Source organism: Klebsiella sp. M5al, assembly GCF_002090195.1.
GTDB classification, from domain to species: domain Bacteria; phylum Pseudomonadota; class Gammaproteobacteria; order Enterobacterales; family Enterobacteriaceae; genus Klebsiella; species Klebsiella grimontii.
The window spans coordinates 27,000-38,875 of sequence record NZ_CP020657.1 but is presented as its reverse complement, the minus strand read 5'-3'; the positions used below and the strand labels follow the sequence as shown (position 1 = coordinate 38,875).

Here is an 11,876-nt window from a genome sequence, read left to right as displayed (position 1 = left end):
CGGAGGGTGATATGGCAATGACTTACCACCTGGACGTCGTCAGCGCAGAGAAACAAATGTTCTCTGGTCTGGTCGAGAAAATCCAGGTAACGGGTAGTGAAGGTGAACTGGGTATTTACCCGGGGCACGCGCCGCTGCTCACCGCCATTAAGCCTGGTATGATTCGCATCGTTAAGCAGCACGGTCACGAAGAATTTATCTACCTGTCAGGCGGCATTCTTGAAGTGCAGCCGGGTAGCACGACCGTTCTGGCTGATACGGCAATTCGTGGCCAGGATCTCGACGAAGCGCGAGCCCTGGAAGCGAAACGTAAGGCTGAAGAGCACATTAAGAGCTCTCATGGTGACGTGGACTACGCTCAGGCGTCTGCGGAACTGGCCAAAGCGATCGCTAAACTGCGCGTTATCGAGTTGACCAAAAAAGCGATGTAACACCGGCTTGAACGTTAAAAAGCCAGTCTGGTTTCCAGGCTGGCTTTTTTTATGGCTTCGTTTCAGAAAAAGCAAAATTAAAAAGCGGGTTTAAAAATTTTGTGATGTATATCTCATTTTTGTTGATCGTTTAAAAGATGAAGCGTAGACTTATTTTTGTGATGTTAGTCACAAAAAAGAGTTCATCAAAAACGTAATCGCTATCCAGGAAGAGATCATGAAACTGCTTAATAAAATCGTCGCTTTCTTCAGTGCTATGAACGTAACCTTCGGTACGTTCAACCACTAAGAAGTCCGCTCTCCAGACTGCTTATGCGCTGTACCGCTAACTAAAACGACAACACATGCGGTGTGAAGCAGGAAAGGAAGTAAAAAGGTCGCCCGAGGGCGACCTTTATGTTTTTAGCGTGTCCCTGGTTAATTGCGGCTAAGGAAGTTACCGGTGTTAAAGCTGCCGTCGGCCTCACGCGTCAGCGGATCCGGCAGCGTCAGAGTCTGATAGTCGGCGCTGTGAATGCTCTTTCCCTGGGCGTTGATGCTTCGGCCACCGTGGATAAAGTAGTTGCTATCATCAATGTTCCCGATAACGGCATCGTCATATTTCCCCGGCTGGCTGCGCAGAGAAAGGTTATCGCTGAAGGTACCCTGCGTTTCCGGTGCGCCATACGGGCTTGGGCGGAATAGATAGTTAAAGCGCTGGTTATCCACCGCGACGTTATTGACCACTACCAGCTTGCCAGGATTGAAGTTGTCGGTAAAACCGTCCAGATGATTGCCGATGGCGATGCTGTTGCGTACCTCGTGGGCGACCGGCTGCCCTTCCCCACCGAGCTTAAAGCCGTTGCTGGTATTATTGCGGGCAATGGAGTTCTCGATCACCACAACGCCGTTAGCGCCGTCCTCAATCTTATTGAACAGGTCGAAGCCGTCGTCGATATTATCGTGTGAGTAACAGCCCTCCAGCCGGTTACCCTCCCCTACGCGCATTTTCACCGCAAAGCCATCGGCGTTAATTTTACCCGGATCTTCGTTATTAAAGGATTCAGAATTCACCACCCGGTTATGGCTGGCCCACAGCGGGCGTCCGACATCCGCCGGAGAGGAAATTTGAATGCCGGTATCATCGTTCCGATACGCGGTGACGTTCTCGATCAGGTTATGGCTACCCTGTACGCGCAGGCTCTTGTCCGTAATGTCTACTCCATTGATATGCCAGTAGCTGGCATCCAGCAGGAGCCCGTGAATCACGGCTTTTCCGTCGGCTTTCAGGGTTTTGACTTTGTCTTTCAGGCCGCTGGCGCTAACCGGGATGGTTGTTTGCGGATAATCACCTGCGGCTAATACAATTTGCCCGCCAGGGGGAACGAGGTCGACAGCGGTGGCTAAATCCAGCGGCGAGTCCGTCGTCCCTTTAGCCTGCGACAGCCCATCCGGCGCGGCGTACAGCGTATTGCCTGTCACATTGGCGCTCTGTTCAACCGTCAGCGTTTGGGTCAGCGTGTTTGCGCCGGTGGCTGGAGTGAAGCTAATTTCGAATGTGCTTTTATCTTTCAGAACGGCAGGCTGGGTATACATCTCTCCGGCCTTCACGGCTTTATCCTGCCCGATCACCACTTCATCCTGACGCACGGTGATGCGTCCGTCACTATTCGTGCGCGCCTGCAGGAGATACTCTTTGCTCTGGCTTTTTGTCCCCGAGGCAATTTGCATGACCGGCGGCCAGCTTTTGGCAACATACGGGGCGGAGGGAACCGTATTTGCCGCGGAGGTCGTCAGGGAAGCATTGCTGACGGTGATTTTGGCGTTACGTGAGGCGAAGAAACCGACGTAGTAATGTTCTTTATCCTGCTGAGCAATCAGATCGGCGTGAGGAACCCGCTGGCTTACCCATTCATTACTGCCCGTTGCCGCCCATGAGGTAATAAATCCGTCGTTAGTACGTTCCAGCTTAAGCTGAAACGTCGGGGTTTGCTGGATATCGATTTTCTCTTTGTAACTTTGACGCTTGATTGCAGCGCCCGCATTGCCCCACGGTTGGGTTATCCCTTCCCGGCTAATAGCCTGCAGCTTGATATGCGAGCCATCTTTTTTATCCTGGGTCATAATGGCGTTCATCACCATATTGGATGCCGCCGGGAACTCTTCGTAGCCGACCTTGAGAGGCTGTTGGCGCGGGTTGCCAATGACGTCGCGGACCAGCAGTCCCGCGCCTTCCTGCGCCGCCGGACGCGCGCCATTTTCCGGTCCAAACTGATTGACGGTCACCGTAGCCTGCAGGATAAAATTCTTATTGGTTGGCAGCTCGGTGTAAAAGAAGGTCAGTCCGTCGTGGGAGTTGGCAATTTTACCTCCCCGGCTCTCGATGGTAATGGGCTGGCTGAGATCGGCGGAATCCTGCGGCGTCAGCTTTTTCCCGGCAATGGTGACATCATTGACGCCAATTTTTTCCGGCAACACGTTCGAGGAAAAGTTACTGTCGGTGGATTGCCCAAAGGCGATTGCCCGCCACTGATGGCCTTCGTTGGCCTGCAGCGGTAGCGCGATCATCGTACTGCAAAGGGTTAATGCCAAAGGTATTTTGTTTTTCATTTTTTTCTCCTGGGTAATTATTAACCGGCATTATCAGGAAAATGAAATGGTGTTTCTATTTATTGCGTCACAATTAATGCATATTAAAACCGCGTTTTACTTTATGGATTTTCTTTATTTTTCCATCAAAAAAACAGCAAAAGCAGAGGGATAGCCGGTATCCCTCCCCGTTAAAATGCTTTTTTTGCGCTAAACGGGTTTGCGCTGGCTAAAAATACCCACCTAAAATGGTGTATAGCGTTACGCTTGTGCGTTTTATCTTCGTCTCGTTTCATGATGAAAAATATGTAGATATTTCAACGTGAAAGGCTTTTACTTTTCGTTCTAACAGCAGTCAGGATGCGTATGTCAAACAGTCCGATGAGCGTGGTTATTCTTGCCGCAGGCAAAGGTACCCGCATGTATTCCGATCTTCCTAAGGTGTTGCATTCGCTGGCCGGAAAGCCGATGGTGCAGCATGTTATTGATGCGGCTAAAGAATTAGGGGCATCCGCCGTACATCTGGTGTACGGGCACGGCGGCGACCTGCTTCGCCAGACGCTGCGCGAAGACAATCTTAACTGGGTCCTACAGGCCGAACAGCTTGGTACCGGCCACGCCATGCAGCAGGCGGCGCCGTTCTTCAGCGACGATGAAGATATCCTGATGCTGTACGGCGACGTGCCGCTTATTTCCGTCGAAACATTACAGCGCCTGCGGGACGCGAAACCGCAGGGCGGTATCGGCCTGTTGACGGTGAAGCTGGACGATCCGACCGGCTATGGCCGCATTACGCGCGATAACGGCGCGGTGACGGGTATTGTTGAGCATAAAGACGCCAGCGAAGAGCAGCGCCGGATTCAGGAAATTAATACCGGGATTCTGGTCGCCAACGGGGCGGATCTTAAACGCTGGCTGGCTAAGCTCACCAACAACAACGTTCAGGGCGAATACTACATCACCGACATTATCGCCATGGCCTATCAAGAAGGTCGTGAAATTACCGCTGTACATCCGCGACGGTTAAGCGAAGTGGAAGGCGTGAATAACCGCCTGCAGCTCTCCCGCCTTGAACGCGTCTGGCAGTCTGAACAGGCTGAAAAGCTGCTGCTCGCGGGCGTTATGCTGCGCGATCCGGCGCGTTTTGATCTGCGCGGCGTGCTGAAACACGGGCGCGATGTCGAAATTGATACTAACGTTATCCTCGAAGGTGACGTGGTGCTGGGGGATCGGGTCAAGATCGGCGCTGGCTGCGTCATCAAGAACAGCACCATTGGTGATGATTGCGAGATTAGCCCCTATACCGTGGTGGAGGATGCGCATCTGGAAGCCGCCTGTACCATTGGACCGTTCGCGCGGCTGCGCCCAGGCGCTGAGCTTCTGGAAGGCGCGCACGTTGGCAACTTTGTCGAAATTAAAAAGGCGCGCTTGGGTAAAGGCACAAAAGCCGGGCATCTCTCCTATCTCGGAGACGCCGAGATTGGCGATAACGTCAATATCGGCGCGGGCACCATCACCTGTAACTATGATGGCGCAAATAAGCACAAAACGGTGATTGGCGATGACGTGTTTGTTGGCTCTGACAGCCAGCTGGTCGCGCCGGTGACCGTCGGCAATGGCGTCACCATTGCCGCAGGAACAACGGTAACGCGTGACATTGCCGATAATGAATTAGTGTTAAGCCGCGTGCCGCAGGTCCATAAACAGGGCTGGCAGCGCCCGGTGAAGAAAAAGTAACGCTATTTCTCTTTCGCCCTTTCGGGGAGAAAGAGCGGGGTGAGGGGATAACATAATCCTCCCCCCCACGGCAGTACCCATAAAAATAACCCCACTCTCTACAAGGCTCGGGGCGCCCGAAATTCGGGTAAACAGGTTGACCGACAACGTATGGCATACAGCCAAAATCGGAATGAAAAACTATGTGTGGAATTGTTGGCGCAGTCGCGCAGCGTGATATTGCTGAAATCCTTCTCGAAGGTTTACGTCGTCTGGAATACCGCGGTTACGACTCTGCCGGTCTGGCAGTCGTCGATAACGAAGGCCATATGAACCGCGTTCGTCGCCTTGGGAAAGTACAGATGCTGGCCCAGGCACTGGAAGAACATCCGTTGCACGGCGGTACCGGGATTGCCCATACCCGCTGGGCGACGCACGGCGAACCGTCTGAAGGTAACGCGCATCCGCATGTTTCTGACCATATTGTGGTGGTGCATAACGGGATCATCGAAAACCATGAGCCGCTGCGCGAGCTGTTGCAGTCGCGAGGCTACGTTTTTGTCTCCGAGACTGACACGGAAGTGATTGCGCATCTCGTTCACTGGGAGCTGGAACAAGGCGGCACCCTGCGTGAAGCCGTTCTGCGAACCATCCCGCAGCTGCGTGGCGCTTACGGCACCGTGATCATGGATACCCGCGATCCGGGTACGCTGCTGGCCGCTCGTTCAGGCAGCCCGCTGGTCATTGGCCTGGGGATGGGGGAAAACTTCATTGCCTCCGATCAGCTGGCGCTGCTGCCGGTTACCCGCCGCTTTATCTTCCTCGAAGAGGGCGATATTGCTGAGGTTACCCGCCGTTCGGTGACTATCTTTGATAAATCCGGCGCCGAAGTGCAGCGCCCGGACATCGAATCCAATCTGCAGTACGATGCGGGCGATAAAGGTATCTATCGCCACTACATGCAAAAAGAGATCTACGAGCAGCCGAACGCTATCAAAAATACCCTTTCCGGGCGCATTAGCCATGGTGAGGTTGATTTAAGCGAGCTGGGCCCGCAGGCTAACGAGCTGCTGTCGCAGGTTGAGCATATTCAGATCATCGCCTGCGGCACCTCCTATAACTCAGGTATGGTTTCCCGCTACTGGTTTGAGTCGCTGGCAGGGGTACCGTGCGATGTCGAAATTGCCTCCGAGTTCCGCTACCGCAAATCGGCCGTGCGTCGCAACAGCCTGATGATCACCCTCTCTCAGTCAGGCGAAACGGCAGATACGCTGGCCGGTCTGCGCCTGTCGAAAGAGCTGGGCTATCTGGGCTCGCTGGCGATTTGTAATGTGCCTGGTTCCTCTCTGGTGCGTGAATCCGATCTGGCGATGATGACCAACGCCGGAACGGAAATCGGCGTCGCCTCGACCAAAGCCTTCACTACGCAGCTGACCGTTCTGCTGATGCTGGTGGCGAAACTGGCGCGCCTCAAAGGCCAGGACGCCGCTATCGAACACGAGATCGTGCATGGCCTGCAGGCGCTGCCGAGCCGCATTGAGCAGGTGCTTTCGCAGGATAAGCGTATCGAAGCGCTGGCTGAGAATTTCTCTGACAAACACCACGCGCTGTTCCTTGGACGCGGCGATCAGTATCCCATCGCCCTCGAAGGGGCGCTGAAGCTGAAAGAGATCTCCTATATTCACGCAGAAGCCTATGCTGCCGGTGAGCTGAAGCATGGTCCGCTGGCGCTGATTGACGCTGAGATGCCGGTAGTGGTGGTGGCGCCGAACAACGAACTGCTGGAAAAACTGAAATCCAACATTGAAGAAGTTCGCGCCCGCGGCGGCCAGCTGTACGTCTTTGCTGACGGCGATGCGGGTTTCACCAGCAGCGACAATATGCACATCATCGAGATGCCGCACGTTGAAGAGGTTATCGCGCCAATCTTCTACACCGTACCGCTGCAGCTGCTGGCGTATCACGTCGCGCTGATCAAAGGGACTGACGTTGACCAGCCGCGTAACCTGGCGAAATCGGTTACCGTGGAATAACGGTTTTTACATCGTGACAGGGCTGCCGTCCGGCAGCCCTTTTTATTTGCGGCGAACGGCGAGATCCCACCCGCTTTATGACAGTCTGTCATTTTTGAGACGCTTTTTTGCCGTCATAAAAATAAAATTTTTCGGCAATCTTTTCCTCATTATCTTTATTAACAATATGATTTGTATTGTTTTTATTTAGCGTGAAATCCCGCCTTTTCGCCTGTCATAAAACTGTAATAATTAGTACATTTTACTGTCACCTGTTTGTCCTATTTTGCTCACCATAGCTTCGAAACAATGGTTTACGAATCCAGCAGGAGACATTATGAACGTTATGCGTACCACCGTCGCAACAGTTGTCGCCGCGACCTTATCGATGAGCGCTTTCTCTGTTTTTGCAGCAGCAAGCCTGACTGGCGCAGGCGCAACTTTCCCCGCGCCGGTGTATGCCAAGTGGGCAGATACCTATAACAAAGAAACGGGTAATAAAGTCAATTACCAGGGTATCGGCTCCTCTGGCGGCGTAAAACAAATTACGGCCAACACCGTAGACTTTGGCGCTTCTGATGCCCCTCTGGCTGACGATAAACTGGCTCAGGAAGGTCTGTTCCAGTTCCCGACCGTTATCGGCGGCGTGGTGCTGGCGATTAACCTGCCTGGCGTGAAATCCGGCGAGCTGGTGCTTGATGGTAAAACGCTGGGTGATATCTACCTTGGCAAAATCAAAAAATGGGATGATGCAGCGATTGCTAAGCTCAACCCGGGCATGAAGCTGCCTTCTCAGAATATCGCAGTGGTTCGTCGTGCCGATGGTTCCGGTACTTCTTTCGTTTTCACCAGCTATCTGGCGAAGGTGAACGAAGAGTGGAAATCTAAAATCGGCGCGGGTTCAACCGTAAACTGGCCGACCGGACTGGGCGGTAAGGGCAACGACGGCATCGCCGCGTTTGTTCAGCGTCTGCCGGGTTCTATCGGCTACGTCGAATATGCCTACGCAAAACAGAATAACCTCGCTTACACCAAACTGCTGTCCGCCGATGGCAAGCCGGTGAGCCCGACTGAAGATAACTTCGCTAACGCGGCGAAAGAAATCGACTGGAGCAAATCCTTTGCACAGGATCTGACTAACCAGAAAGGCGACAACGCATGGCCGATTACCTCGACCACCTTCATTCTGGTTCACAAGGCTTCCAACAAGCCAGAGCAGACCGCTGAAGTGCTGAAGTTCTTCGACTGGGCGTATAAAAACGGCGGTAAAGAGGCTAACGCGCTGGATTATGCAACCCTGCCGGAAAGCGTGGTTGAGCAGGTTCGCGCGGCATGGAAGACCAACGTCAAGGATAGCAGCGGTAAAGCGCTGTACTAATACCCGTCATACTTCGAGCTACAGGCGCGTTGGCAGCGCTTGCCTGCAGCTCGAATTATTTAGGGTATGGCATTACCTTTGTCAGAAAGATCAGTAAACTACGATTTTTTCTGGCCCGAAACTGAAGAGTAACTTATGGCTGCAACCAAGCCGGCATTTAACCCTCCGGGGAAAAAGGGTGACATAATTTTCAGCGTGCTGGTAAAACTGGCGGCGCTGATTGTGCTATTGATGCTTGGCGGCATCATCGTCTCCCTTATCATCTCGTCCTGGCCAAGCATTGAGAAATTCGGCTTTGCCTTTCTGTGGACCAAAGAGTGGGATGCGCCGAACCAGATTTTCGGTGCCCTGGTGCCTATTTACGGAACGCTGGTCACCTCATTTATCGCGCTGCTGATCGCCGTGCCGGTGAGCTTCGGTATCGCGCTGTTTTTGACCGAACTGTCACCCGCCTGGCTCAAGCGCCCGCTGGGTATCGCTATTGAGCTGCTGGCCGCGATTCCCAGTATCGTATACGGCATGTGGGGTCTGTTTATTTTCGCCCCGCTGTTTGCGACCTACTTCCAGGAGCCTGTTGGCAACGTTCTCTCGACCATTCCGTTCGTTGGCGCGCTCTTTGCGGGCCCGGCATTTGGTATCGGTATTCTGGCGGCAGGCGTGATTCTGGCCATCATGATCATCCCTTATATCGCGGCCGTTATGCGTGACGTCTTTGAACAGACGCCGGTGATGATGAAAGAGTCGGCATACGGTATCGGCTGTACAACGTGGGAAGTTATCTGGCGTATCGTTCTGCCCTTTACCAAAAACGGCGTTATCGGCGGAGTGATGCTCGGACTGGGGCGCGCGCTGGGGGAAACCATGGCGGTGACCTTTATTATCGGCAACACCTACCAGCTTGATAGCGTTTCATTATATATGCCAGGCAACAGCATCACCTCCGCGCTGGCCAATGAGTTTGCCGAGGCGGAAACCGGGCTGCACGTTGCCGCATTGATGGAGCTGGGCCTGATTCTCTTCGTTATTACCTTTATTGTTCTTGCCGCATCGAAGTTTATGATTATGCGTCTGGCTAAGAACGAGGGGGCACGCTAATGGCGACGATTGAACTACAAACCACCGCGGAGCTGGCGGAGTCTCGCCGCAAAATGCAGGCAAAACGCCGCATGAAAAACCGCCTCGCCCTGACGCTATCGATGGCGACCATGGCGTTTGGCCTGTTCTGGCTTATCTGGATCCTGATGTCCACCGTTACCCGCGGCATCGACGGCATGAGCCTGGCGCTGTTTACCGAAATGACCCCGCCGCCAAATACGGCGGGCGGCGGTCTGGCAAACGCCCTGGCGGGTAGCGGATTGTTGATTCTGTGGTCGACGGTTATCGGTACCCCTCTGGGCATTCTGGCGGGGATTTATCTGGCGGAATATGGCCGTAAATCCTGGCTGGCGGAAGTGATTCGGTTTATTAACGATATCCTCCTTTCCGCGCCGTCGATTGTCGTCGGTCTGTTTGTGTACACCATCGTCGTTGCGCAAATGCAGCACTTTTCCGGCTGGGCGGGCGTGATTGCGCTGGCGTTGCTGCAGGTGCCTATCGTTATTCGTACCACTGAAAACATGCTGAAGCTGGTTCCGGACAGCCTGCGCGAGGCGGCTTATGCGCTGGGTACGCCGAAGTGGCGCATGATTTCTGCGATCACCCTGAAGGCATCGGTATCGGGCATTATGACCGGTATCCTGCTGGCCATCGCCCGTATCGCCGGGGAAACGGCGCCGCTGCTGTTTACCGCGCTCTCCAACCAGTTCTGGAGCACTGATATGATGCAGCCGATCGCTAACCTGCCGGTAACGATTTTCAAATTTGCCATGAGTCCGTTTGCGGAGTGGCAGCAACTGGCATGGGCCGGGGTCTTGATTATCACCCTGTGCGTATTGCTGCTGAACATTCTGGCGCGCGTTATTTTCGCGAAGAATAAACACGGTTAATTTTTGCGGCGCGGCGAAACGCGGCGCCGAATGAGGAAGAGAACGAGATGAGTATGGTGAATACGACCCCGGGTAAACTTTCAGTACGTAATCTGAACTTCTACTACGGAAAATTCCATGCCCTGAAAAACATCAACCTGGATATCACCAAAAACCAGGTTACGGCGTTTATCGGTCCGTCAGGCTGCGGTAAATCCACGCTGCTGCGTACGTTCAACAAAATGTTTGAGCTGTACCCGGAGCAGCGCGCGGAAGGCGAAATTCTGCTGGATGGCGATAATATTCTCACCAACACCCAGGATATCGCCCTGCTGCGCGCCAAAGTGGGGATGGTGTTCCAGAAGCCGACGCCGTTCCCGATGTCGATTTATGACAACATCGCCTTTGGTGTACGCCTGTTTGAGAAACTCTCCCGCGCGGATATGGACGAGCGAGTGCAGTGGGCTTTGACCAAAGCCGCATTGTGGAATGAAACCAAAGATAAACTGCATCAGAGCGGATATTCTCTCTCCGGTGGTCAACAGCAGCGTCTGTGCATCGCGCGTGGTATCGCTATTCGTCCGGAAGTCTTACTGCTGGATGAGCCCTGCTCGGCGCTGGACCCGATCTCTACCGGGCGTATTGAAGAGCTGATTACCGAACTGAAACAGGATTACACCGTCGTTATCGTGACCCACAACATGCAGCAGGCCGCGCGTTGTTCCGACCATACGGCATTTATGTATCTTGGTGAGCTGATTGAATTCAGCAACACGGACGATCTGTTTACCAAGCCCGCTAAGAAGCAAACTGAAGATTACATTACTGGCCGCTACGGTTGATTGCCCTTCTGCTTTCAGGCTCTAACCTATTGGGCAATCAGGAGATACTATGGATAACCTAAATCTTAACAAACATATTTCCGGCCAGTTCAACGCCGAACTGGAGTACATCCGCACCCAGGTCATGACCATGGGTGGGCTGGTGGAACAGCAGCTTTCTGATGCCATCACCGCGATGCATAACCAGGACAGCGAGCTGGCGAAGCGCGTTATCGACGGCGATAAGCAGGTCAATATGATGGAAGTCGCGATCGATGAAGCCTGCGTACGCATCATCGCCAAGCGTCAGCCAACCGCCAGCGACCTGCGCCTGGTGATGGCGATTATCAAAACCATCGCCGAGCTGGAACGTATCGGCGACGTCGCGGATAAAATCTGCCGCACCGCGCTGGAAAAATTCTCCCAGCAGCATCAGCCGCTGCTGGTAAGCCTGGAATCGCTGGGGCGCCATACCGTGCAGATGCTGCACGATGTACTGGATGCCTTTGCGCGTATGGACCTTGATGAAGCCGTGCGTATTTATCGCGAAGATAAGAAAGTTGACCAGGAATATGAAGGCATCGTACGTCAGTTGATGACCTATATGATGGAAGATTCGCGCACTATTCCAAGCGTGTTGACCGCGCTGTTCTGCGCCCGCTCGATTGAGCGTATCGGCGATCGTTGCCAGAATATCTGCGAATATATTTTCTACTTCGTCAAAGGTCAGGATTTCCGTCATGTTGGCGGTGACGAGCTGGATAAACTGCTGGCGGGAAAAGATCCCAAAGAGTAATAAATCACAGAGACTAATTCTGATAAAATGACATATCAGAATTAGTTATGATATATGTTTAAGTTATTTTTTTATTAACAATAACGGTGCGATTGTCGTCACAAATAACAATTTCACTAATTGTGGTTTTATTTTTATAGCGTAACAATACGGTTTATCAATCGGGTGACTTGTCGTTACAAGGCCCGAA

Annotated in this window: 9 protein-coding genes; 8 read left to right on the top strand and 1 reads right to left on the bottom strand. The window is 53.1% G+C overall.

Features of this window, described 5'->3' with window-relative positions; all coding sequences use genetic code 11:
- Nucleotides 1-11 precede the first annotated feature (11 nt).
- Nucleotides 12-431, top strand: a complete 420-nt coding sequence (locus tag BWI76_RS00180) for a F0F1 ATP synthase subunit epsilon (protein ID WP_004107274.1) — start codon at nucleotides 12-14, stop codon at nucleotides 429-431.
- 417 nt (nucleotides 432-848) lie between these two features.
- On the opposite strand, the gene BWI76_RS00175 is transcribed toward BWI76_RS00180, so the two are convergent.
- The gene (locus tag BWI76_RS00175) at nucleotides 849-3,020 is read right to left on the bottom strand and encodes a right-handed parallel beta-helix repeat-containing protein (protein ID WP_004871883.1); all 2,172 of its coding nucleotides are present in this window, start codon (nucleotides 3,018-3,020) and stop codon (nucleotides 849-851) included.
- Nucleotides 3,021-3,365: 345 nt separating this feature from the next.
- Here BWI76_RS00175 and glmU point away from each other — a divergent pair, with 345 nt between their 5' ends.
- From glmU to phoU, 7 genes are all read left to right on the top strand, one after another.
- On the top strand, nucleotides 3,366-4,736 hold the full coding sequence (gene glmU / locus BWI76_RS00170) for a bifunctional UDP-N-acetylglucosamine diphosphorylase/glucosamine-1-phosphate N-acetyltransferase GlmU (RefSeq protein ID WP_004871875.1): 1,371 nt from the start codon (nucleotides 3,366-3,368) through the stop codon (nucleotides 4,734-4,736).
- Nucleotides 4,737-4,918: 182 nt separating this feature from the next.
- The gene (gene glmS, locus BWI76_RS00165) at nucleotides 4,919-6,748 is read left to right on the top strand and encodes a glutamine--fructose-6-phosphate transaminase (isomerizing) (RefSeq protein ID WP_004871870.1); all 1,830 of its coding nucleotides are present in this window, start codon (nucleotides 4,919-4,921) and stop codon (nucleotides 6,746-6,748) included.
- 316 nt (nucleotides 6,749-7,064) lie between these two features.
- On the top strand, nucleotides 7,065-8,105 hold the full coding sequence (pstS, locus tag BWI76_RS00160; protein WP_004127017.1) for a phosphate ABC transporter substrate-binding protein PstS: 1,041 nt from the start codon (nucleotides 7,065-7,067) through the stop codon (nucleotides 8,103-8,105).
- A gap of 135 nt (nucleotides 8,106-8,240) precedes the next feature.
- A complete protein-coding gene (gene pstC, locus BWI76_RS00155) occupies nucleotides 8,241-9,200 on the top strand; it encodes a phosphate ABC transporter permease PstC (RefSeq protein ID WP_004871867.1) in 960 nt (319 codons plus the stop codon).
- Nucleotides 9,200-10,090: a phosphate ABC transporter permease PstA gene (gene pstA / locus BWI76_RS00150; protein ID WP_004107257.1), complete on the top strand. Its 891-nt coding sequence runs from the start codon at nucleotides 9,200-9,202 to the stop codon at nucleotides 10,088-10,090. The genes pstC and pstA overlap by 1 nt, the downstream gene beginning before the upstream one ends.
- A 47-nt stretch (nucleotides 10,091-10,137) precedes the next feature.
- Nucleotides 10,138-10,911: a phosphate ABC transporter ATP-binding protein PstB gene (pstB, locus tag BWI76_RS00145; protein ID WP_004107254.1), complete on the top strand. Its 774-nt coding sequence runs from the start codon at nucleotides 10,138-10,140 to the stop codon at nucleotides 10,909-10,911.
- 49 nt (nucleotides 10,912-10,960) lie between these two features.
- A complete protein-coding gene (gene phoU / locus BWI76_RS00140) occupies nucleotides 10,961-11,686 on the top strand; it encodes a phosphate signaling complex protein PhoU (protein ID WP_004107251.1) in 726 nt (241 codons plus the stop codon).
- Nucleotides 11,687-11,876 lie beyond the last annotated feature (190 nt).

Excerpts from the sequence above, each read along its gene's own strand:
- pstB (WP_004107254.1), top strand. The coding sequence starts at position 10,138 with ATGAGTATGGTGAATACGACCCCGGGTAAACTTTCAGTACGTAATCTG.
- BWI76_RS00175 (WP_004871883.1), bottom strand. The coding sequence starts at position 3,020 with ATGAAAAACAAAATACCTTTGGCATTAACCCTTTGCAGTACGATGATC.
- phoU (WP_004107251.1), top strand. The coding sequence starts at position 10,961 with ATGGATAACCTAAATCTTAACAAACATATTTCCGGCCAGTTCAACGCC.
- pstA (WP_004107257.1), top strand. The coding sequence starts at position 9,200 with ATGGCGACGATTGAACTACAAACCACCGCGGAGCTGGCGGAGTCTCGC.
- pstC (WP_004871867.1), top strand. The coding sequence starts at position 8,241 with ATGGCTGCAACCAAGCCGGCATTTAACCCTCCGGGGAAAAAGGGTGAC.
- glmU (WP_004871875.1), top strand. The coding sequence starts at position 3,366 with ATGTCAAACAGTCCGATGAGCGTGGTTATTCTTGCCGCAGGCAAAGGT.
- pstS (WP_004127017.1), top strand. The coding sequence starts at position 7,065 with ATGAACGTTATGCGTACCACCGTCGCAACAGTTGTCGCCGCGACCTTA.
- BWI76_RS00180 (WP_004107274.1), top strand. The coding sequence starts at position 12 with ATGGCAATGACTTACCACCTGGACGTCGTCAGCGCAGAGAAACAAATG.
- glmS (WP_004871870.1), top strand. The coding sequence starts at position 4,919 with ATGTGTGGAATTGTTGGCGCAGTCGCGCAGCGTGATATTGCTGAAATC.